Raw genomic sequence first — 21004 nt, forward strand, 5'->3', positions numbered from 1 at the left:
CCCTTGGGGGCGGCCGTACGAGCGACGAGGAGGTGTTGACCGATGGCTGTCACTGCGATGGGCGCTGCCCGCATCCAGCTCATCAAGTCCACCTCCGTGGCCGCCGGCTGACGACCAGACACCTCGCCGGGGCCACCCTGTGAAGGGTTCCCCTTTGACTTCCCGCTCCGCTTCTTCCGCTTCATCCGCTTTCTCCGCGCTCGCTCCCTACGGCTGGGACGAGGCATGGGCGACCGCGTTCGCCCCGTACGACGCCGAAGGGCTGCTGCCCGGCCGGGTGATCCGCGTCGACCGCGGTCAGTGCGACGTCGTCACCGCCGACGGCGTCCTGCGGGCCGACACCGCCTTCGTCACTCCGCACGACCCGCTGCGGGTCGTGTGCACCGGCGACTGGGTCGCCGTCGAACCCGCGGGCGATCCGCGCTACGTGCGGACGTACCTGCCGCGCCGCACCGCGTTCGTGCGCTCCACCTCCTCCAAGCGCGCCGAGGGACAGATCCTCGCCGCCAACGTCGACCACGCGATCGTCGCCGTGTCGCTCGCCGCCGAGCTCGACCTCGGCCGCATCGAGCGCTTCCTCGCCCTGGCCTGGGAGTCCGGGGCGCAGCCGCTCGTCGTGCTGACCAAGGCCGACCTGGTGCCCGACCCGGTCACCCGCGCCCACCTCGTGCAGGACGTGGAACTTTCGGCGCCCGGCGTGCCCGTGCTGGCGGTCAGCGCCCTGGACGGGGACGGCCTCGACATCCTCGTCGCCACCGTCTCCGGCGGAACCTCCGTGCTGCTCGGCCAGTCCGGCGCCGGCAAGTCCACCCTCGCCAACGCGCTCCTCGGCGCCGACGTGATGGAGGTGCAGGCGACCAGGGACGTCGACGGCAAGGGACGGCACACCACCACCACCCGCAACCTGCTCGCGCTGCCCGGCGGTGGCGTCCTCATCGACACCCCGGGGCTTCGGGGCGTCGGGCTCTGGGACGCCGGCGGCGGGGTCGGACAGGTCTTCACCGAGATCGAGGCACTCGCCGGACAGTGCCGCTTCCACGACTGCGCGCACGAGGCCGAACCGGGCTGCGCGGTGCGCTCCGCCGTGGACAGCGGTGAGCTTCCCGCCCGGCGGCTGGACAGCTACCGCAAGCTGATGCGGGAGAACCAGTGGATCGTGGCCAAGACCGACGCCCGCGTCCGCGCCGAACTGCGCCGGGAGTGGAAGCGCCGGGGCGCCGAGGGGAGGGCGGCGATGGAGGCGAAGCGGGGCCACCGGCGGTGAGACCGCGCCCGCCCTCGGCGCTCACCAGCTGATTCCGGCCGCCACCGGCAGATGATCGCTGCCGGTGGCGGGCAGCGCCCGGTCGGCCGCCGCCGTCTCGACGGCGGCCGGCTTGGTGTCCGCCGGCGGTCCGTGGTCCATCCCGATGTCGATCGGCCGGGTGTCCGACAGCGGCAGCACGTGCTCCGCCGGCGGCATCCGCGTCTCCGGGGAACTGCCCGCCGCCACGGCGGATCCGCGACGAGAACGCTGAGAACGCGACGGGAGCGCTGAGAAACGCGACCGGAGCGCTGAGAACGTGACGTCCGATTTCCGCTGGCCGTGCGGTACCGAAGGCGCCGAGACTGGACACCATGATGGATGAGGACGCCAGGTACGAGGCGGTGCGCAGCCGGGACGCCCGGTTCGACGGGGAGTTCTTCTTCGCCGTCGAGACCACCGGCATCTACTGCCGGCCCAGCTGCCCGGCCGTGACGCCGAAGCGGCGCAACGTCCGGTTCTTCGCGACGGCCGCCGCCGCGCAGCGCTCGGGGTTCCGGGCCTGCCGCCGGTGCCGGCCGGACGCCGTGCCCGGCTCGGCCGACTGGAACGCGCGCGCCGACGTGGTGGGGCGCGCCATGCGGCTGATCGGCGACGGCGTCGTCGACCGGGAGGGCGTCGCCGGTCTCGCCGCCCGGCTCGGCTACAGCGCCCGGCAGGTGCAGCGGCAGCTCACCGCCGAACTCGGCGCCGGGCCCGTCGCCCTCGCCCGCGCCCAGCGGGCGCACACCGCGCGCGTGCTGCTGCAGACCACCGGCCTGCCGGTCACCGAGATAGCGTTCGCGTCCGGGTTCGCCAGCGTGCGGCAGTTCAACGACACGATGCGCGCCGTGTACGCCTCGACGCCCAGCGGGCTGCGGGAAGCCGCGCCGCACGGCGGCCGGACCGCGCGGCGCGCGGCCGTCCCGGCGGGCGCGATACCGCTGCGGCTCGCCCACCGGGGCCCGTACCAGTCCCGCGCCGTCTTCGAACTGCTGGAGCGCGAGGCCGTGCCCGGCGTCGAAGAGGTGAGCGGGACGCCGGGGCGGCGCACATACCGCCGTACCCTCCGCCTCCCGCACGGCACCGGCATCGCCGCCGTCGACGAACGCGCCGGCGGCCCGGTGTCCGGCTCGGCCGCCCACCCGGGCGGCTGGCTGGACGCCCGCCTGCACCTCACCGACCCCCGCGACCTGACCACCGCCGTGCAGCGGCTGCGGCGCCTGTTCGACCTGGACGCCGACCCGTACGCCGTCGACGAGCGGCTCGGCGCCGACGAGCGGCTCGCCCCGCTGGTCGCCGCCCGCCCGGGGCTCAGGTCGCCCGGCGCCGCCGACCCGGAGGAGCTCGCGGTACGGGCCCTGGTGGGGCGGACGGCGGCCGCGCACCTGGTGCGGCGGTACGGCAAGGCACTGGACGCGCCCAGCGGCAGCCTCACCCACCTCTTCCCCGAACCGGCCGTCCTCGCGGAGGCCGAGCCGCACGGCACCCTGGGCGCCCTCGCCGCCGCCCTCGCCGACGGCGCCGTACACCTGGACGCGGGCGCCGACCGCGACGACGCGCAGGCGGCGCTGCTCGCCCTGCCCGCCATGGACGCCCGCAAGGTCGCCGTGATCCGTACCCGCGCCCTGGGCGACCCCGACGTAGCCCCGCCCGGCCTGGATGTCCCCGACAGCTGGCGCCCCTGGCGCTCCTACGCCGTGCAGCACCTGCGAGCCGCCGGTCTGACGCCCTGACAGAGCTCCCGGTACCGCGGCAGCGCCGCAGGCCGGCGCCGGGGAGGCGGATTTTCCCGATGTCCCGTTTTCACGGGGCCCGTGCGGTGGACAATTGAGGGCATGAGCCAGCAGGGGGGAAGGCCCACCGGTCACGAGGACGACTGGTGGCGGCAGTTGTACGAGGAATCGACCCAGGACACGGGCCCCACGGCCGCGCCCGACTCCCTGGACGACCGGTTCGCCTCCGCGGCGGGCACCGTGGGGGGTGGCGCCGGCGTGCACGACGCGGACGGGGACAGGGACGGCGACGGGGACAGGGTTCCCCCGCAGCGGTCCGGGGCGCCCGAGACGTCTCCACGGCCGGGTACGCCCCCGCAGCCGGGTATGCCGCCGAGGCCTGGGATGCCCCCGAGGCCGGGGACTCCACCGGGCGCCGGGGTCGGGGCCGGGGACCAGCGGGCCGGGCGGGAGCCCTCGCCCGCCGCGCCGCCCGGACCGACGGCGTTCCCGCCGCAGCGCGCCACTTCGCACGGCGCGGGCACATTCGGCCCCCCTGCCCCCGCGACGGATCCCCGCGCTCCGGAGACGGGACCCCGTGCTCCCGAGACCGGCCCTTCTGTCCCCGAAGCCGGTTTCTTTTCCTCCGGCAGGGCCGGCGCCCCGCACGGCACCCGTCCGGGCGCCCCCACCGCACCGACCACTTCGCCCCCGCCGGCCCCAGGGACCCCACCGCACGGCCCGGTCGCCCCCGCCGTCCCCCCGCACCCCGTCGACCACGTCGGGTCCGGCCCGCCCACCTACGACCCCGAGCCGACCGCCCTGCCGACCGCCGACCCCGACGAACTGGACGCCCTGGTACCGGACACCGTGCTGGACGGCGCGCGGTACGGCGCCTGCACCCTGCGCGCGGTCTCGCTCCGCGGCGACTCCGCGCGCTACCGGGGCGAGCCGCGCCGCGACGCCCTCCTCAACGCCCGTTTCGGCACCGGAGCCGAGGCCCTGATCCTGGTCGCGATGGCGACCGGCGCCCGCGCCGCCCCGGAGGCGCACCGGGCGGCCGCCGACGCCTGCCGCTGGATCGCCCGCGCCGTCGGCCGCAGTCACGCCCGGCTGGCCGAGGACATCCGGGCCGCCCGGCGCGGTGACCTGAAGTCAGGCCTGCACCGTCTCACCGACCGCAGCCTCGGCAAGCTCCGCGCCGGCGCCGCCGAACAGGGCGTCGAACCGGACGAGTACTCGGCCACCCTGCGCTGCCTGCTGCTGCCCGCCGACCCCGACTGCCGTATCCGCGTGTTCTTCGGAGTCGGCGCGGGCGGCCTGTTCCGGCTCCGGGACGGCGAGTGGCAGGACATCGAGCCGCGCGTCGCGGAGGTCAGCGGTGAACCGGTCGTCGGCTTCGGCTCGTTGCCCGCCGAGACGCCCGAGGGCGACCGGCTCACCATGGACCTCGGCATCCCCACCCCGCCGAGCCCGTACGAGCCCGCCCCGCAGCCGCCCCGCGAACCCTTCCGCTTCCGCGCCTCCCTCGCCCGCCCCGGTGACACGCTCCTGATGTGCACCGACGGACTCGCGGAGCCGCTGCGCGGCGAACCCGACCTGTGCCGCTACCTCACGGGCCGGTGGTCCGGGTCCAACCCGCCCGGTCTCGCCGCCTTCCTCGCCGACACCCAGGTCAGGGTCAAGGGCTACGCCGACGACCGCACGGCGGCGGCCGTCTGGGAGGCGTGAGCGCCCCGGCTGTGAATTCATGGACGCGGGGATCCTCGGAGACCGAAGGGGCAGGAGAGCACCATGGCCAAGCAGAACGTTGCCGAACAGTTCGTCGACATCCTCGTCCGCGCCGGTGTGCAGCGCCTCTACGGAGTCGTCGGCGACAGCCTCAACCCGGTCGTCGACGCGGTGCGCCGCAACGCCGCCATCGACTGGGTGCACGTCCGCCACGAGGAGACCGCCGCCTTCGCCGCCGGAGCGGAGGCCCAGATCACCGGAAAGCTGACCGCCTGCGCCGGCTCCTGCGGCCCCGGGAACCTCCACCTCATCAACGGCCTCTACGACGCCCACCGCTCCATGGCCCCGGTCCTCGCCCTCGCCTCGCACATCCCCTCCAGCGAGATCGGGCTGGGCTACTTCCAGGAGACCCACCCCGAGCAGCTGTTCCGCGAGTGCAGCCACTACAGCGAGATGGTCTCCAGTCCCAAGCAGATGCCGCGCCTGCTGCAGACCGCCATCCAGAACGCGGTCGGCCGGTCCGGCGTCAGCGTCGTCACCCTGCCCGGCGACGTCGCCGCGGAACCCGCCCCGGACAAGCCCGCCGAGACCGCCCTGGTGACCGCCCGGCCCTCGGTCCGTCCCGGCGACGCCGAGATCGACCGGCTCGTCGACATGATCGACCGGGCCCGGAAGGTCACGCTCTTCTGCGGCAGCGGCACGGCGGGCGCGCACGCCGAGGTCATGGAGTTCGCCGGGAAGATCAAGTCCCCGGTCGGGCACGCGCTGCGCGGCAAGGAGTGGATCCAGTACGACAATCCGTACGACGTCGGCATGAGCGGCCTGCTCGGCTACGGCGCCGCCTACGAGGCCACCCACGAGTGCGATCTGCTGATCCTGCTCGGCACCGACTTCCCGTACAACGCCTTCCTGCCCGACGACGTGCAGATCGCCCAGATCGACGTCCGGCCCGAACACCTCGGCCGGCGCTCGAAGCTGGACCTCGCGGTGTGGGGCGACGTCCGGGAGACGCTGCGCTGTCTTCTCCCGCGGGTGCGGGAGAAGACCGACCGCCGCTTCCTGGACCGGATGCTGAAGAAGCACGCGGACGCGCTGGAAGGCGTGGTGAAGGCCTACACCCGCAAGGTCGAACGGCACGTGCCCGTCCACCCCGAGTACGTGGCCGCCGTCCTCGACGAAGTGGCCGACCAGGACGCGGTGTTCACCGTGGACACCGGCATGTGCAACGTCTGGGCCGCCCGCTACATCTCGCCCAACGGCCGCCGCCGCATCATCGGTTCCTTCACCCACGGCTCGATGGCGAACGCGCTGCCGATGGCGATCGGGGCCCAGTTCACCGACCGCGGCCGGCAGGTGGTGTCGATGTCGGGGGACGGCGGATTCTCCATGCTGATGGGAGACTTCCTGACCCTGGTGCAGTACGACCTGCCGGTGAAGGTGGTCCTGTTCAACAACTCCTCGCTGGGAATGGTGGAGCTGGAGATGCTGGTCGCCGGGCTGCCCGCCTACGGCACCACCGCCAAGAACCCCGACTTCGCGGCCGTCGCCCGCGCCTGCGGCGCTTACGGTGTGCGCGTGGAGAAGCCCAAGGAGCTCGCGGGCGCCCTGAAGGACGCTTTCCGGCACAAGGGGCCCGCCCTCGTCGACGTCGTCACCGACCCCAACGCGCTGTCCATCCCGCCCAAGATCAGCGCCGAGATGGTGACCGGCTTCGCCCTGTCGGCGTCGAAGATGGTGCTGGACGGGGGTGTGGGCCGCATGGTCCAGATGGCCCGCTCCAACCTCCGCAACATCCCGCGCCCCTGACGCCGTCCGGCGGACGCCGCTCCCGGCGATGGATTCCGGCCAGTTTCGCCGGCCGTGGGAGGCCGGTGACGCGGGCACGGGGATCCGTCCGGGAGACGTTCCGGCCTCCTCCGGCGCCCGCTCCGTCTGCTCAGTCGCCGGGGCGGCCGCCGCCCCGGGCCGACGGCGGTCTCCGCGGCGGCCCGACGTCGCCGCCCGCCCGGTGTCGTCCCCGTGTCCGAAATCCCCGCCCCCGCGGCCGGGTGCCTCACCGTCAGGCGGCCGGCATGACTGCCGTCTGCCTGATCGGGCATGGATTCCGTGAACGTGTTCGACCAGGAGGGGACCGGACTCGGCACGCGGGCGGGGGACATGAAGAGGCAGGCGCGAGGGGGCGGTTCCACGGCGGTCGGGGCCTCCTCGACCAGGACGGCTCAGGAGGCGGCCGACGGCCGCGCGGAAGACGCGGAGCCGTCCCGGCTCCGGCGCAGACTCGGGCACGCGGACCTGAAGGCGGTCCCCGAGACGCGCAGGGCCCTGCGGGAACTGCTGCGGCAGTGGGGCAGACCCGGGCGGTCCGACATAGCGGAGCTGCTCACCAGCGAACTGGTCACCAACGCACTGGTCCACACCGACCGCGACGCGGTCCTGACGGCCACCGTCGGACCCTGCGGACTGCGGGTGGAGGTACGGGACTTCGCCGCCCGCAGGCCCCGGATGCGGCTGCCGGACCGAAACGAGGGCACGAACGGCCGGGGCCTGGTCCTGGTGCAGTCCCTCGCCGACGCCTGGGGCGTACGGGCGCACGGTGTGGGCAAGTCGGTGTGGTTCGAGCTGGCGGCGGAGGCGGCCTGACCGGGAAGGCGGCCTGACCGGGAAGCGGACGTACACGGAAAGAGGGCGTACACGGGAAGCGGACGTGACAAAGGGAAGGGGGCGTGACCCGAAGGTCACGCCCCCTTCCCATGAGGCCGTGCTCGGCCGAACCACTGCTAGCCGAACTGCTGCTCGAGGTCCTTCAGCTTGCGCTCAAGGGAGTCGAGGCGAGGCAGGGCCATTGTGTCGTCCTCCGCGGTGAGGTCGACGGTGACCGGCTCAGTACCGCCCTTGCGGACGGGCTGCAGCGAGGGCCTGGCGCGTACGGGCAAGGGCTCCGGCGCCGATAGGGCAGGCTCCGTAGAGGCCGAGGCGGGCTCCAGCGCCTCGACCTGTCGTCCGCCTCGGCCCACGAAGCCGCGATGGCCCCGGCTGATGGCCTTGAGCTGGGCGCGCTCCAGGCGGTCGGCCTCACGCCGCCGCAGCCGGTTCTCCTCCTTCTGCCGCTTGTCCTCGCGGACCTCCTCGACGGCCTCGTCGAGGCTGCGCACGCCCTCCAGGAGCATGAGCGACCAGGCCTTGTAGGTCTCGCGGGGGGCGCGCAGCCAGCGGACGATGCGGATCTGGGGCAGCGGACGCGGCACCAGACCCTGCTCGCGCAGCGCGGCCCGGCGCGTCTGCTTCAGCGCACGGTCGAAGAGGACGGCCGCCGAGAGGGACATGCCGGAGAAGAACTGCGGGGCGCCGTCGTGGCCGATGCCCCTGGGCGCGTGCACCCAGTTGAACCAGGCAGCGGCGCCCGCGAACGTCCATACGAGTATCCGGGAGCCGAGGGCCGCGTCACCGTGGCTGGCCTCACGCACCGCGAGGACGGAGCAGAACATGGCCGCACCGTCCAGGCCGAACGGCACCAGGTACTCCCAGCCTCCGGAGAGGCCGAGGTTCTGCTCGCCGAAGCCGACCAGTCCGTGGAAGGAGAGCGCGGCGGCCACCGCCGCACAGCAGAACAGCAGGACGTAGGAGGCGGTGCCGTATATGGCCTCCTTGCGCCGGCGGCGCTCCTCGCTGCGCTCCCACGAGTCCTCTGCTTTCGCGTGCTCCCCGGACCGCTTGCTGCGCGTGAGCACCGCCACCGCCACCAGCATGCCCAGGAGCAGTACGGCGCCCGGAAGCAGCCAGTTCAGCGATATGTCGGTCAGTCTCATCAGGGTCCCTTGCATTGGGATAGGGCGTAACGCCCGCCATAGTGGCCCACTCCCGCCGGCCCTCATGGGGTTTCGGGGCAAGAGGCCGCCAAGGAAGCGCAAGGGAGTGCCCAGGGCGGCGTTCTGCTCGAACTGCCGCTTGAGGGGCGGGAGTTGAGTTCGAATAAGACTACCCGTACGAGTGGTTCCACGGAAAGTTCCTGCGGCGAGTGAGGAAGTTGTGAATCACCTGTAACCGTGGGGCGGTCCCGTTCGCCGCTGATCTTACGGGACGCCCGGCGCGTTCGTACCCGAGGGTCCCTCAACTCGTTGCGGCGAGCAGCCTGGTGACCCGGTCGGCGTCGCAGGTGCGCGGGCAGGTGGCGCAGGTGTCCTCGGGGCGCACGGTGTAGAACATGCAGCAGCTCGCCCGGTCCCGGGTCGGCAGCGACTCGCCGTCCGGTCCGGTCAGTTCCCGGAACGCCGCCGAGCCGACGTACGGCCGGGTCGCGCCCGGCAGCAGCGCCTCCAGCTCCCGCCGTGCCCGCTCCTGTTCGCCGAACAGGTGGGCGACGTACCAGAGGCCCTCCACGACCTCGTCGGTCGCCGTGCCCCACAGGGCCCGGCCGCGCCGCCGCATGCGCGGGCCGAACCCGGCGAGGACGGGTTCCAGGTGCTCGGCCACCGCGGCCCGCACCCGGTCCCGCAGTTCCTCCTCGCCGGCCACCACCCGCGCGCCGGGCAGGGCGGCCGCCGGGTCGTCCGGCAGGCAGGCGAAGCCGGCCGGCCGCACCGCCATGCGGCCCACGGAGAGGCCGGGGGCGGTGCGGTCGTACGAGACGTGCGTCACGGGGAAGCGGGGCACCCTGCGGTGCAGGAACCAGGGGACGGTGATCAGCAGGCAGGCGGGCCAGGCGTACCGGTGCAGGCCGAAGCTCGCCAGGACGTCGGGGCGTGCCGGTCGGCCGTAGTCGCGCCGCACCTGGGCGTCGTCCCAGGCCAGGAACGCGTCGAGTTCGGCGCCGCCCGCCGCGAGCGCGGCGGCGGCGACCCATCCGCGGCCGCGGGGGGATTCTTCGTCCGGGCCCAGCTCCCGGACGGCGAATCCGGGGAAGACCTCGGTCAGACGGGTGTACGCGTCCGTGAGGGGCGACTGCTGCACGGGCATGCGGGACCACCGATCGGGAAACGATTGAAAGGTAAGCCTTACCTTACCTGTCTTAATCGCAATTTGAACTGACGGCCTGTGCGCCTATGGTGCTTGACGGGCGAGTGACAACTCGCCGTAATGACCCCAAGTACCGAAACGTCCGGAGGAGGACCCCGTGGGCCGAAGAGCGCAGGGCTCGGCGGAGACGGGTGTTCCGGGAACCGGGGTAGGCGCCGGCGGCGTCCGGGTGCCGCCGCAGCCGGCGGCCGCGGACATGGACCGGGATCGGGATCGGGCCCGGTCCCGGAGCCGGGACCGGGCCCAGGGGGGCGCGGCCGGGGCCGGATGCGGGGCCGCCCGGGGCGAGCACACGCACGGTGAGACGCCGCTGTCGCGCTCCCGTCCGGTCGTCCAGCGGGCCTCCGTGCGCGGGCAGGTCCTCGACGCGCTGCGCACCGCGCTGGTCACGGGCGAGCTGACGCCCGGCGAGGTGTACTCGGCACCCGCGCTCGGCGAACGGTTCGGGGTCTCCGCGACGCCCGTGCGGGAGGCCATGCAGCAGCTCGCGACCGAGGGCTCCGTCGAGGTCGTGCCCAACCGCGGCTTCCGGGTGGTCGAGCGGGGGGCCCGGGAACTGGCCGAACTGGCCGAGATACGGGCGCTGATCGAGGTGCCGGTGATAACGCGGCTGGCCCGTACGGTGCCCGTCGAGCGGTGGGCCGAGCTGCGGCCGCTCGCCGATGCGACCGTCCGCGCGGCGTCCTCCGGCTGCCGTGCCGCGTACGCCGAGTCGGACCGGGCGTTCCACGGGGCGGTGCTGGCCCTGTCCGGCAACGAGCAGCTCCTCCGGATCGCCGACGACCTGCACCGCCGCGTCCAGTGGCCGCTCGGCGGCCCCCCGACGCCCCGCGTCCGCGCCGAACTGCTCGCCGACGCGGCGCAGCACACGGCGCTGCTCGACGCGTTGATCGCCGGCGATCCGGACGTGGTGGCAACCGCGCTGACCGACCACTTCGCCGCCCCGTCACCCACCCGGCCGCGCCACCCCTGAACGCGTCCCGCCCACGCCCGCCACAGGGCGTGCTCCGGGTCGGCTCTTCTCCCCGTCCGCCGGGCCGCGGCACCGTCCGCCGGGCCGCGGCACCGTCCGCCGGGCCGGGGCGCCGTCCGCCGGGCCGGGGCGCCGTCCGCCGGAACGGGGCACCGTCCGCCGGGCCGCCGGGCAGGAGACCCACGCCCGCGCTGCCCGAGCAGGAGTCCCGTTCCGGCGTCCTGCCCCGGCCGGCCTCAGGCCACCGCCTTCCTGACAAGCGCGCTGATGCGCTCTTCGTCGGCCGCGGTCAGCTCCCGCACGGCGTAGGCGGTCGGCCACATGGAACCGTCGTCCAGTGCCGCCTGGTCGCTGAAGCCGAGCGTGGCGTACCTCGACTTGAACTTCTCCGCGCTCTGGAAGTGGCAGACGACCTTGCCGTCTCTGGCGTACGCGGGCATCCCGTACCAGAGCTTGGGCGCGAGGTCCGGAGCGGCGGTCCTGATGATCTCGTGGATCCGCTCGGCGAGGACTCGGTCCGCCTCCGGCATCTCGGCGATCTTCTCGAGCACGTCCCGCTCCGCCGCCGCCTCCTTCTCCGCCCGGGACGAACCGCGCCGCGCCGCGGCCTTCTTCTCCTCGCGTGCGTGCTCCTTCATCGCGGCCCGCTCCTCGGCGGTGAATCCGCTGTACTTCTCGGTGGGTGTGCCGGAGTCCTCGGCGGACGACTTCGTGGACGGCATGGCGCGTTCCTCTCGTACGGGGTCGGGCGGGGCGGGAGTGCGGGGCCGGCGGTCAGGACGGCGTGCGGGCGGGCGACGCGGCGGTCTCCCAGACGAATCCGTCCGGGTCGGTGAAGGCGCCGTCGGTGCTGCCGAGGACGATGCGGTGCGAGCCGGTGCCGTCGGCGGGGACGCCGAGGTCCTTGGCCAGGCCGCGGCGCTTGTACAGCGCCAGCTTGACGGAGCTGGACCGGCCGGGGGCGAACTCGGCGTACTTGCCGCCGAAGCTCTTGGCCACGGTCAGGCCCCGGCCGACGTAGAACCGCTTGGTGGCTTTCACGTCCTCGACGCCGAGCAGCAGGACGACCTCGTCGATCTCGCGGGCGGCGGGGCCGGTGTCCTTCTTCGCCGAGGTCGCGATCTTCCAGATCGTCCCGTCCGGGGCCTGTACGACGCCGCCGTAGCCCCACAGCGACTTCGCGGCGGGCTCCAGCACCGTGGCGCCGGCCTCCACGGCGGCGCCGACGAAGCCGTCGACGGTGGCCGGCTGGGACACCGTGAGCGCCAGGGTGAAGCCGCGGAATCCGGTGGAGTGCGCCTCGGACGCCCGCAGGCGTACGTACGTGTCCACGCCGAACGCGCGGTAGAAGCGGCGGGCCGCCTCGGGGTCGGCCACCTCGAGGGTGACGGACGCGAGGGACAACGTGCCGGCGGCGGTGGAAGTGGTGGTTGCCATGACCATCACGCTAGGGGCTGCGCGGCCGCCGGGGCTTCTCGATTCCTGACCGGTCTCGAGACCTGCTTCGCCACACACGCCGGCATCCCCTCCACCGTGATCGCCGGCCCCGCGTCGCGGGCCGTACCCGCGGCATCGGCCTGGCCGGCCGCCGCATCCGCCGCCTGGCGCCGGAAGGCCCCGGGCGGCATGCCGACCAGCTCGGTGAAGCGGGTGGTGAACGTGCCCAGCGACGCGCAGCCGACCGCGAAGCAGACCTCGGTGACGCTGAGGTCGCCCCGCCGCAGCAGCGCCGTCGCCCGCTCGATGCGACGCGTCATCAGGTACGAATACGGCGACTCGCCGTAGGCCGCCCGGAACTGCCGGCTCAGGTGCCCGGCGGACATGTTCACATCACGGGCGAGCTTCTCCACGTTCAGCGGCTGCGCGTATTCCCGGTCGATCCGGTCGCGGACGCGGCGCAGCCGCGCGAGATCAGCCAGGCGCTGCGCCTGGACGCGTGCATGCCGCCATTCGGGCTGACACATGAGAACCCTTCCCTCTGTCTGCCATCCGGTCCCGATGCCGGCCCGCACGGCCGCATCGACGCCCTTACGGCTCAGCGCAGTTCCTGGATGACCCGTACGGCTCAGCGCAGCTCCTGGATGCGGACCAGGTTGCCCGCGGGGTCGCGGAACGCGCAGTCGCGGACGCCGTACGGCTGCTCGGTCGGCTCCTGGACGACCTCGGTGTCACCGGCCTGCACCTTCTCGAACGTGGCGTCGAGGTCCGGGGTGGCCAGCAGGATCCAGCCGTAGGTGCCCTTGGCCATCATCTCGGTGATCGTGCGGCGCTCGTCCTCGGTGATACCGGGATCGGCCGCAGGCGGTGCCAGAAGGATCGACGTGCCCGGCTGACCGGCCGGGCCGACCGTGATCCAGCGCATCCTGCCCTGCCCGACATCGCTGCGGACCTCGAAGCCGAGGACGTCGCGGTAGAAGGCGAGCGACGCGTCCGGGTCGTCGTGCGGAAGAACGGTCGTGTGAATGGTGATGTCCATGGCGATCAGGCTAGAGCGGCTTCGTGAAGCGGGCTTCTCGATTCCTGATCGATCCGACACGCCGGACGTTCACGGGCACCGCCCGCCGGGCGCCGGTCCTGTCCGGGGTGGGCCCGGTCTCGCCAGGCTTGTGGGTTCGGGTGGTGTTGGGGGAGCGGGCATGCCGACGCCGGTCCGACCGGGGGGTGCGGACCGGCGTCGGAGAGGGGGCGGTCAGTCGTCGCCGTCGCCCGAATCGGTCGCGGACTTCGAGAAGCCGCCCGTCCAGGCCGCCTTCGCGCCGGAGTCGCCGATGCGGTAGACGTCGACGACGGCGCCGGCCGCCACCACGACCGACAGCACCAGGGCCGCTATGCGCACGATCGTCGCGGAGCGGGGCGCGGTCCCCTCGGCGGGCGTCCGGCGGGTCGTCCACCAGACCACCGCCGCCAGCACGAACAGGCCCACCACCCACGGCAGCAGCCCGTCACCCAGCTCGGTGTGGCGCCTGATGAGGGCGCTGCTGGTGACGTGTTCCTCCAGCCACTCGCCCGCATCCGTGGCCAGCGGCACGCTCGCCAGCGTCACCAGGGCCAGCAACGGCAGCACCAGGCCCATGCGGCGAGCGGCCTGCGGCCACACGGCGCCCACCACGAGCGCCAGGGCCGTCAGCGGCACGAGCACGACGACGATATGGACCAGGAGAACATGTGCGGGCAGGCCGTTGATGGTGCTCATCAGGCGTTCCTCCAAGGGGGTTCGGGGCGGCGCCAGACTGGCACAGAAACCTCTCAGGTTCCTCTCAGTCCCATCTTTGCCCCGGCGCCTTCGTCACGCGGTCGCCGCCGGAGGCGCCAGCTGCCGGGCCAGCCACGTCGGTACACCGCCCAGCAGCCGGTACAGCCGCCGCGCCTCCTCGCGCAGCCGCGAGGCCTCCGGTTCCACCTCCGCGTCGGCCAGGGACGCCAGCGCCGGAGCCGTCCCGACCAGGTAGCCCAGTTCCTCCCGGATGCGCAGCGACTCGGCGAAACCGTGCCGCGCCTCCGCCAGCTCCCCGTCGCGCAGCGCGAGTCCGGCGAGGTGCCGCCAGGTGAACGACAGCAGCAGCGGGTCGGCGTGCGCGGTGGCCCCCGCGTGCGCCCGCCGGTAGGCCGCACGGGCGGCCTGCGGTGAGCGGGCGAGGTTCTCGGCGAGCAGCCCGCGCCGGAAGTCCAGCACCGCTCGCCCCGCCGCCCCCGGCGGGATCAGCGCCGCCGCCCGTCCGAGCGCGGCCCGCGCCTCGTCGGCCCGGTCGCGCACTCCGTGCAGCGTCGCCGCGTACGCAAGTTGCCCGCGTTCACAAGCGGCCGCGCCCCGCTCCTCGTCGCCCTGGGCCAGCGCCTCGGCCGTGCGCAGCGCGTCCTCGGCCTCCTCCCACCCCTGCTCGGTGTACAGGCACTTCTCCACCATGAGCGCCGCCCGCTGCAGCGCGGTCGCGGGGGTGTCCGGTCTCAGCAGTGCCGCCGCGTCGGCCCAGCAGGCGCGTGAGCGCAACCGCCATACCGCGGTCTGGAGGGGATCGTCACCAGCGGTCGTTCCGTTACCAGACATGGCGGTATACGCCACATTGCCCTCCCCGAGCACGCCATCGAGCTGTTGAGTGGTGGCCGCATTCCAGCACCAATCACCACGTCGGGCCAAGGGGCTGGGTGAAGGATTTCACAAAGTCGTGGGACGCGGACGGCACCTGGTGCCACCTCGTTCCTTCCCGGGCCGGCCTCAGCTCATCCGCAGCGCCAGGAAGAAGTCGAGTTTGTCCTCCAGTCGCGACAGGTCGCGGCCCGTCAACTGCTCGATCCGCCCCACCCGGTAGCGCAGCGTGTTGACGTGCAGGTGGAGCCGGGTCGCGCAGCGCGTCCAGGAGCCGTCGCAGTCGAGGAACGCCTCCAGGGTGGGGATCAGCTCCGCGCGGTGGCGGCGGTCGTACTCGCGCAGCGGGTCCAGCAGGCGGGCGGTGAAGGCGCGGCGGACGTCGTCGGGGACGAAGGGGAGCAGCAGGACGTGGGAGGCCAGCTCCTGGTGCCCGGCCGCGCACACCCGGCCCGGCCGGGCCGCCGCCACCCGGCGGGCGTGCCGTGCCTCCTCCAGCGCGCCGCGCAGGCCCTCCGCCGAGTGCACGGCCGCGCTGACGCCGAGCGTGATCCGCCCGTCGTCGTCGAGACCGGCCGACAGCGGCTCGCGTACGGACTCCAGGAGCGCCTCGGCGAGGATCCCGGCCTCGGAGCCGTCGTGCTCGGCGGAGACGGCGGGCAGCGCGACGAGGGCGACCGCCTCGTCGCCCGCGTGGGTCACGGCGATGCGGTCGGACGGCTCGACGCCCGTGGACAGCGGGTCGACGAGGATCTCCTCCAGCAGCGCCTGGGCGACCGGGCCGGTCTCGATCTCACCGGCCGGCCGCCCGCCACCGCCACCGCCCTCGATCGGGGCCGCGGACGCGGACGCGGCACCCGAGGCCGAGCCCGGGGCCCCTTCCGAACCTGCTCCGGCTCCGGCTCCGGAGCCCTGTTGCTCCCGTCGCTCCCACTCCACCCGGGCCACCACGACCTGCCAGTGCGGGGCGGCACCGAGGCCGGGCAGCAGCACCGGCGCCGCCACCCTCAGACGGGCGGCGATCTCGGCGGGCACCGCGCCGGTCTGCACCAGCTCCAGCACCTCCTGCGCGAGCCGGCGCCGCACCGTGCGCGCCGCGTCCCGCCGGTCGCGCTCGACCGCGATCAGCTGTGTGACGCCCTGGAGCAGGTCCAGCCGTTCCGGGGGCCAGTCCGCGGCGTCCGCCTCGACGGCCAGCAGCCAGTCCGACAGCACCGTCTCCCGCACGTCGCGCGAGGCGTGCGGGGCGCGGCCGCTGCTGCGCACGGGGAACAGCGAATACGTCGCCGGGCCGAGCGTCACCCGGTGGGGCCCGCGCCGGCCCGTGCGGGACGCGGCGAGGTGCTCGGCCGCCAGCCGGGCGCAGACGTCCGCGGGCAGCGTGGGGGCCGCCGTCTTCGGACCCGCGACGAGCCGGCCGGTGGGGGACAGCACCCAGGCCCGCAGGTCCAGGTCGGAGCCGAGCAGGTCGAGCACCACGTCCGGGCCGCCGCCCGCCGGTCCCGAGGTCATCATCCGGCGGTGGCGGTCGACCACGGCCGCGAGGTCCCCGGCACGCTCGCCGGACACCTGCCGCACGACGTGCTCGGTGATCGTCGCGAACGCCACCGACTCGTGCACGGCGAACAGCGGCAGCCGGTGCCGTGCGCACGCCACGACCAGGTCCTCGGGCACGTTCCCCAGTTCGGCCTCGCCGGCCGCCAGCGCGGCCACCCCGGCCTGCACCAGGATCCGCACGAACGGCTCGGAGTCGGCCGCGTCCCGGCGCCAGGCCAGGCCGGTGAGCACCAGCTCCCCGCCCGAGAGGTAGCGGCTGGGATCACGCAGGTCGGTGGTCATCACGCCGCGCACGGTGCGGTCCAGCTCGTCCCCGCCGCCGAGCAGCCTGAGGCCCAGCGCGTCGGTGTCCAGCAGTGCGCGCAGCCGCATTCTCGTCGCCGCCGATCTTCGTCTCGAAACCTGCGAGGGTCCGTGAGGGGACAGGGGAGGGCGCGGCGCGCGCCGGTGCGCGAGCCGCGTGGCCGATGGCCGGGTTGTTTCCCGCGTTTCCGTGGGAAGACGATGAGGTTACTGAGGTCCTCCGTTCATATGAATCTACAAGATGACCGCCGTGGCCAGCCAACTCCTTCATGTCTTCCGTGACTGACCCCGGTGGAGTACGGCGCTGTGTACTGACCACACTCCGCGTCAACAGCACATGACGAGCCCAGCCCGCCGCACCGGATCCGGCTCGATCCGTACGACCCCGAGACGAACAAGAGGCCGTCATGGACTTCCTTCGCCCCGCCAGCTGGGAGGAGGCGCTCGCCGCGAAGGCGGAGCACCCCACCGCCGTGCCGATCGCGGGCGGCACCGACGTCATGGTCGAGATCAACTTCGACCGCCGCCGGCCCGACCACCTCCTCGACCTCAGCCGCGTCGGCGACCTCTACGAGTGGGAGACCGGCGAGGAGACGGTCCGGCTCGGCGCCTCCGTCCCGTACACCAAGATCATCGAGAACCTGCGCGCCGAGCTGCCGGGACTCGCCCTCGCCGCGCACACGGTCGCCTCCCCGCAGATCCGCAACCGCGGCGGCGTCGGCGGCAACCTCGGCACCGCCTCCCCGGCCGGCGACGCCCACCCCGCCCTGCTGGCGGCCGGCGCGGAGATCGAGGCGGAGTCGGTGCGCGGCACCCGGCTGATCCCCGTCGACGAGTTCTACACCGGGGTCAAACGCAACGCGCTCGCCCCCGACGAGCTGATCAGGAGCGTGCGCGTGAAGAGGGCCGACGGCCCGCAGCAGTACTCCAAGGTCGGCACCCGCAACGCGATGGTCATCGCCGTGTGCGCCTTCGGCCTCGCGCTGCACCCGCGCACCCGTACCGTCCGCACCGGCATCGGCTCGGCCGCCCCGACCCCCGTCCGGGCGAAGGCCGCCGAGGAGTTCCTGGCCGCCGCCCTGGAGGAGGGCGGCTGCTGGGACAACGGCCGGATCATCACCCCGTCGGTCGCCAAGCGGTTCGCCGGCCTGTGCGCCGCCGCCTGCAACCCGATCGACGACGTCCGGGGCACCGCGGACTACCGGCGACACGCGGTCGGCGTCATGGCCCGCCGCACCCTGACCTGGGCCTGGGAGTCGTACCGCTCCACCGCCGCCGGCACGGAGGGAGCAGCCTGATGCGCGTCACCTTCACCGTCAACGGACGCCCGCAGCAGGCCGACGACGTGTGGGAGGGCGAGTCCCTGCTGTACGTGCTGCGCGAGCGGCTCGGCCTGCCCGGCTCGAAGAACGCCTGCGAGCAGGGCGAGTGCGGCTCGTGCACGGTCCGCCTGGACGGCGTGCCGGTCTGCGCCTGCCTGGTCGCCGCCGGCCAGGCCGAGGGCCGCGAGGTCGTCACCGTGGAGGGCCTGGCGGAGTACGCCGCGCGGCGTTCCCGCGGGACGGCCGCGGACGGCACCTCCCCCGGGGAGCCGGCGGACAGCGTCTCCCGGGCCGGAGGGGACACCGTCGCCCAGCCCGGAGGCGGCACCGGTCTCGCGCCCGTCCAGCAGGCGTTCCTCGACGCGGGCGCCGTCCAGTGCGGCTTCTGCACGCCCGGTCTGCTGGTCGCCGCCGACGAGATGCTGGAGCGCAACCCGGACCCCACCGACGCGGACATCCGCGAGGCCCTCTCGGGCAACCTGTGCCGGTGCACCGGCTACGAGAAGATCATGGACGCGGTCCGCCTCGCGGCCGCCCGGCAGAGCGAGGGGGCCTGACCCATGCCCACCCCCACTTCCGGCACCGCCCGAACGGGAGACGCCCCCGCCGGCGCCCGCGGCAGCACCCCCGCCGGCGCCCCCACCGGCCTCACCCAGCAGTCCCGCACCCAGGGCGGCATCGGCGAGTCCACGCTCCGGCCCGACGGCACCCTGAAGGTCACCGGCGAGTTCGCGTACTCGTCCGACCTGTGGCACGAGGACATGCTGTGGGGCCAGATCCTGCGCTCCACCGTCGCGCACGCCGAGATCGTCTCCATCGACACGAGCGACGCCCTGGCGACCCCCGGCGTGCACGCCGTCATGACGTACGACGACCTGCCGGCCGACGTGACCCACTACGGCCTGGAGGTCCGGGACACCCCCGTCCTCGCCCACGGCAAGGTGCGCCACCACGGCGAGCCCGTCGCGATCGTCGCCGCCGACCACCCGGAGACCGCCCGCCGCGCCGCCGCGAAGATCAAGGTCGAGTACCGGGAACTGCCCGTCGTCACCGACGAGGCCTCCGCCACCGCCCCCGACGCGCCCCTCGTCCACGACCACCGCACCGACCACCACGCGCCCCACGTCGCGCACCCGAACATCCTCCACCGCCAGCCCATCGTCCGCGGCGACGCCGCCGAGGCCGCGCGGAAGGCCGATGTGATCGTCACCGGCGACTACTGCTTCGGCATGCAGGACCAGGCGTTCCTCGGACCGGAGTCCGGCCTCGCCGTGCCCGAGGAGGACGGCGGCGTCCACCTCTACATCGCCACCCAGTGGCTGCACTCCGACCGGCGGCAGATCGCCCCGGTGCTCGGCCTGCCCGAGGAGAAGGTGCGTATGACGCTGGCCGGCGTCGGCGGCGCCTTCGGCGGCCGGGAGGACCTGTCGATGCAGATCCACGCCTGCCTGCTGGCCCTGCGCACCGGCAGGCCCGTCAAGATCGTCTACAACCGCTTCGAGTCCTTCTTCGGCCACGTCCACCGCCACCCGGCCCGCCTGCACTACGAGCACGGCGCCACCAGGGACGGCAGGCTGACGCACGTGAAGTGCCGGATCGTGCTCGACGGCGGCGCGTACGCCTCCGCCTCCCCGGCCGTCGTCGGCAACGCCGCCTCCCTGGGCGTCGGCCCCTACCGGGTCGACGACGTCGACATCGAGGCCCTCGCCCTCTACACCAACAACCCGCCCTGCGGCGCCATGCGCGGCTTCGGCGCGGTCCAGGCCTGCTTCGCCTACGAGGCCCAGATGGACAAGCTGGCCGCACGGCTCGGCATGGACCCGGTGGAGCTGCGCCGGCTGAACGCCATGGAGCAGGGCACCCTGATGCCGACCGGGCAGCCGGTCGACTCCCCGGCCCCGGTCGCCGAACTCCTGCGCCGCGTCAAGGCGATGCCGATGCCGCCGGAACGCGCGTGGGAGTCCAGCGAGGGCGTCGACGTACGGCAGCTGCCCGGCGGCCTGTCCAACACCACGCACGGCGAAGGTGTCGTCCGGGGCGTCGGCTACGCCGTCGGCATCAAGAACGTCGGCTTCTCCGAGGGCTTCGACGACTACTCCACCGCCCGCGTCCGCGTGGAGGTCGTCGCCGGCGAGCCCGTCGCCACCGTCCACACGGCCATGGCGGAGGTCGGCCAGGGCGGCGTCACCGTCCACGCGCAGATCGCCCGCACCGAGCTGGGCGTCGCCCAGGTCACCATCCGCCCGGCCGACACCGGCGTGGGCAGCGCCGGTTCCACGTCCGCGTCGCGGCAGACGTACGTCACCGGCGGCGCCGTGAAGCACGCCTGCGAGCTGGTGCGCGAGCAGGTGCTGGAGATGGGGCGGCGCAAGTTCGGCTCCCACCACCCGGCCTGGGCGACGGCCGAACTGCTCCTGGAGGGCGGCAAGGTCGTCACCGACGGCGGCGAGGTCCTCGCCGGCCTGGCGGACGTCCTGGAGGAGGAGGCCGTGGAGGTCGTGAAGGAGTGGCGGCACCGGCCGACCGAACCCTTCGACCGGCACACCGGCCAGGGCAACGGCCACGTCCAGTACTCCTTCGCCGCGCACCGCGCCGTCGTCGAGGTCGACACCGAACTCGGGCTGGTGAAGGTGATCGAGCTGGCCTGCGCCCAGGACGTCGGCAAGGCGCTCAACCCGCTGTCCGTCGTCGGCCAGATCCAGGGCGGCACGGCCCAGGGGCTGGGCATCGCCGTCATGGAGGAGATCGTCGTCGACCCGGTGACGGCGAAGGTGCGCAACCCCTCCTTCACGGACTACCTGATCCCCACCATCCTCGACACCCCGGCCATCCCCGTCGACATGCTGGAACTCGCCGACCACCACGCCCCGTACGGGCTGCGCGGCGTCGGCGAGGCGCCCACCCTGTCGTCGACCCCGGCCGTCCTCGCGGCCGTCCGCGCCGCGACCGGACTGGAGCTGAACCGGACGCCGGTACGGCCGGAGCACCTCACCGGTACCGCGTGAGAGCCGAGGAGCCCGTCAG

The 21004-nt window shown here is 73.8% G+C and carries 19 protein-coding genes; 9 read left to right on the forward strand and 10 right to left on the reverse strand.

The window, feature by feature from the left end; genetic code table 11:
• The first annotated feature begins 154 nt into the window (after positions 1–154).
• Positions 155–1264 (forward strand): ribosome small subunit-dependent GTPase A, encoded by a 1110-nt coding sequence (gene rsgA / locus AB0G63_RS01915; RefSeq protein WP_360742663.1) that lies wholly within the window; start codon positions 155–157, stop codon positions 1262–1264.
• A 21-nt stretch (positions 1265–1285) separates the two neighbouring features.
• Here rsgA and AB0G63_RS01920 read toward each other — a convergent pair whose 3' ends face one another.
• Entirely contained in the window at positions 1286–1492 is a 207-nt protein-coding gene (locus AB0G63_RS01920; RefSeq protein WP_360743190.1) for a hypothetical protein, read from the reverse strand.
• Positions 1493–1620: 128 nt separating this feature from the next.
• Here AB0G63_RS01920 and AB0G63_RS01925 point away from each other — a divergent pair, with 128 nt between their 5' ends.
• The 4 genes from AB0G63_RS01925 to AB0G63_RS01940 all read left to right on the forward strand — a co-directional run bounded on the left by AB0G63_RS01925 (position 1621) and on the right by AB0G63_RS01940 (position 7368).
• Positions 1621–3018, forward strand: a complete 1398-nt coding sequence (locus AB0G63_RS01925; protein ID WP_360743154.1) for an AlkA N-terminal domain-containing protein — start codon at positions 1621–1623, stop codon at positions 3016–3018.
• Positions 3019–3120: 102 nt separating this feature from the next.
• Positions 3121–4728: a protein phosphatase 2C domain-containing protein gene (locus AB0G63_RS01930; RefSeq protein ID WP_360742666.1), complete on the forward strand. Its 1608-nt coding sequence runs from the start codon at positions 3121–3123 to the stop codon at positions 4726–4728.
• 63 nt (positions 4729–4791) lie between these two features.
• A complete protein-coding gene (locus AB0G63_RS01935; protein WP_360742669.1) occupies positions 4792–6534 on the forward strand; it encodes a pyruvate dehydrogenase in 1743 nt (580 codons plus the stop codon).
• 351 nt (positions 6535–6885) lie between these two features.
• The gene (locus AB0G63_RS01940; RefSeq protein WP_360743157.1) at positions 6886–7368 is read left to right on the forward strand and encodes an ATP-binding protein; all 483 of its coding nucleotides are present in this window, start codon (positions 6886–6888) and stop codon (positions 7366–7368) included.
• A 137-nt stretch (positions 7369–7505) separates the two neighbouring features.
• On the opposite strand, the gene AB0G63_RS01945 is transcribed toward AB0G63_RS01940, so the two are convergent.
• Both AB0G63_RS01945 and AB0G63_RS01950 read right to left on the reverse strand, forming a co-directional pair.
• Entirely contained in the window at positions 7506–8534 is a 1029-nt protein-coding gene (locus AB0G63_RS01945) for a DUF2637 domain-containing protein (RefSeq protein ID WP_360742672.1), read from the reverse strand.
• A 301-nt stretch (positions 8535–8835) separates the two neighbouring features.
• On the reverse strand, positions 8836–9681 hold the full coding sequence (locus AB0G63_RS01950) for a (2Fe-2S)-binding protein (RefSeq protein ID WP_360742675.1): 846 nt from the start codon (positions 9679–9681) through the stop codon (positions 8836–8838).
• Between the two features lie 157 nt (positions 9682–9838).
• Between AB0G63_RS01950 and AB0G63_RS01955 the strand changes: the two genes are divergently transcribed.
• Positions 9839–10714 carry a GntR family transcriptional regulator gene (locus AB0G63_RS01955; RefSeq protein WP_360742678.1) on the forward strand — a complete coding sequence of 292 codons (876 nt, stop codon included), beginning with the start codon at positions 9839–9841 and terminating at the stop codon, positions 10712–10714.
• Between the two features lie 236 nt (positions 10715–10950).
• On the opposite strand, the gene AB0G63_RS01960 is transcribed toward AB0G63_RS01955, so the two are convergent.
• The 7 genes from AB0G63_RS01960 to AB0G63_RS01990 form a co-directional block, all read right to left on the reverse strand.
• Positions 10951–11436, reverse strand: a complete 486-nt coding sequence (locus AB0G63_RS01960; protein ID WP_360742681.1) for a DUF1801 domain-containing protein — start codon at positions 11434–11436, stop codon at positions 10951–10953.
• 52 nt (positions 11437–11488) lie between these two features.
• Entirely contained in the window at positions 11489–12157 is a 669-nt protein-coding gene (locus tag AB0G63_RS01965; RefSeq protein WP_360742684.1) for a glyoxalase, read from the reverse strand.
• Positions 12157–12678, reverse strand: a complete 522-nt coding sequence (locus AB0G63_RS01970) for a helix-turn-helix transcriptional regulator (protein WP_360743160.1) — start codon at positions 12676–12678, stop codon at positions 12157–12159. Before AB0G63_RS01970 ends, AB0G63_RS01965 begins: the two co-directional genes overlap by 1 nt.
• A gap of 101 nt (positions 12679–12779) precedes the next feature.
• Positions 12780–13190 carry a VOC family protein gene (locus AB0G63_RS01975; RefSeq protein WP_360742687.1) on the reverse strand — a complete coding sequence of 137 codons (411 nt, stop codon included), beginning with the start codon at positions 13188–13190 and terminating at the stop codon, positions 12780–12782.
• Positions 13191–13403: 213 nt separating this feature from the next.
• The gene (locus AB0G63_RS01980) at positions 13404–13907 is read right to left on the reverse strand and encodes a DUF2231 domain-containing protein (protein ID WP_360742690.1); all 504 of its coding nucleotides are present in this window, start codon (positions 13905–13907) and stop codon (positions 13404–13406) included.
• A gap of 93 nt (positions 13908–14000) precedes the next feature.
• Positions 14001–14774 carry a hypothetical protein gene (locus AB0G63_RS01985; RefSeq protein ID WP_360742693.1) on the reverse strand — a complete coding sequence of 258 codons (774 nt, stop codon included), beginning with the start codon at positions 14772–14774 and terminating at the stop codon, positions 14001–14003.
• 153 nt (positions 14775–14927) lie between these two features.
• Positions 14928–16727 carry a PucR family transcriptional regulator ligand-binding domain-containing protein gene (locus tag AB0G63_RS01990; RefSeq protein WP_360742696.1) on the reverse strand — a complete coding sequence of 600 codons (1800 nt, stop codon included), beginning with the start codon at positions 16725–16727 and terminating at the stop codon, positions 14928–14930.
• Between the two features lie 338 nt (positions 16728–17065).
• Between AB0G63_RS01990 and AB0G63_RS01995 the strand changes: the two genes are divergently transcribed.
• From AB0G63_RS01995 to pucD, 3 genes are read left to right on the forward strand one after another with little or no spacing between them, the layout of a single operon-like run.
• Entirely contained in the window at positions 17066–17956 is an 891-nt protein-coding gene (locus tag AB0G63_RS01995) for an FAD binding domain-containing protein (RefSeq protein ID WP_360742698.1), read from the forward strand.
• Positions 17956–18537, forward strand: a complete 582-nt coding sequence (locus AB0G63_RS02000) for a (2Fe-2S)-binding protein (protein WP_360742702.1) — start codon at positions 17956–17958, stop codon at positions 18535–18537. The genes AB0G63_RS01995 and AB0G63_RS02000 overlap by 1 nt, the downstream gene beginning before the upstream one ends.
• Before the next feature lie 3 nt (positions 18538–18540).
• Positions 18541–20985 carry a xanthine dehydrogenase subunit D gene (pucD, locus tag AB0G63_RS02005; RefSeq protein WP_360742705.1) on the forward strand — a complete coding sequence of 815 codons (2445 nt, stop codon included), beginning with the start codon at positions 18541–18543 and terminating at the stop codon, positions 20983–20985.
• Positions 20986–21004 lie beyond the last annotated feature (19 nt).

The sequence above is a fragment of the Streptomyces sp. NPDC020996 genome, from assembly GCF_040641355.1.
Classification (GTDB): domain Bacteria; phylum Actinomycetota; class Actinomycetes; order Streptomycetales; family Streptomycetaceae; genus Streptomyces.

Excerpts from the sequence above, each read along its gene's own strand:
- AB0G63_RS01925 (WP_360743154.1), top strand. The coding sequence starts at position 1,621 with ATGGATGAGGACGCCAGGTACGAGGCGGTGCGCAGCCGGGACGCCCGG.
- AB0G63_RS01930 (WP_360742666.1), top strand. The coding sequence starts at position 3,121 with ATGAGCCAGCAGGGGGGAAGGCCCACCGGTCACGAGGACGACTGGTGG.
- AB0G63_RS01935 (WP_360742669.1), top strand. The coding sequence starts at position 4,792 with ATGGCCAAGCAGAACGTTGCCGAACAGTTCGTCGACATCCTCGTCCGC.
- AB0G63_RS01940 (WP_360743157.1), top strand. The coding sequence starts at position 6,886 with ATGAAGAGGCAGGCGCGAGGGGGCGGTTCCACGGCGGTCGGGGCCTCC.
- AB0G63_RS01945 (WP_360742672.1), bottom strand. The coding sequence starts at position 8,534 with ATGAGACTGACCGACATATCGCTGAACTGGCTGCTTCCGGGCGCCGTA.
- AB0G63_RS01950 (WP_360742675.1), bottom strand. The coding sequence starts at position 9,681 with ATGCCCGTGCAGCAGTCGCCCCTCACGGACGCGTACACCCGTCTGACC.
- AB0G63_RS01960 (WP_360742681.1), bottom strand. The coding sequence starts at position 11,436 with ATGCCGTCCACGAAGTCGTCCGCCGAGGACTCCGGCACACCCACCGAG.
- AB0G63_RS01965 (WP_360742684.1), bottom strand. The coding sequence starts at position 12,157 with ATGGTCATGGCAACCACCACTTCCACCGCCGCCGGCACGTTGTCCCTC.
- AB0G63_RS01970 (WP_360743160.1), bottom strand. The coding sequence starts at position 12,678 with ATGTGTCAGCCCGAATGGCGGCATGCACGCGTCCAGGCGCAGCGCCTG.
- AB0G63_RS01975 (WP_360742687.1), bottom strand. The coding sequence starts at position 13,190 with ATGGACATCACCATTCACACGACCGTTCTTCCGCACGACGACCCGGAC.
- AB0G63_RS01980 (WP_360742690.1), bottom strand. The coding sequence starts at position 13,907 with ATGAGCACCATCAACGGCCTGCCCGCACATGTTCTCCTGGTCCATATC.
- AB0G63_RS01990 (WP_360742696.1), bottom strand. The coding sequence starts at position 16,727 with ATGCGGCTGCGCGCACTGCTGGACACCGACGCGCTGGGCCTCAGGCTG.
- AB0G63_RS01995 (WP_360742698.1), top strand. The coding sequence starts at position 17,066 with ATGGACTTCCTTCGCCCCGCCAGCTGGGAGGAGGCGCTCGCCGCGAAG.
- AB0G63_RS02000 (WP_360742702.1), top strand. The coding sequence starts at position 17,956 with ATGCGCGTCACCTTCACCGTCAACGGACGCCCGCAGCAGGCCGACGAC.
- pucD (WP_360742705.1), top strand. The coding sequence starts at position 18,541 with ATGCCCACCCCCACTTCCGGCACCGCCCGAACGGGAGACGCCCCCGCC.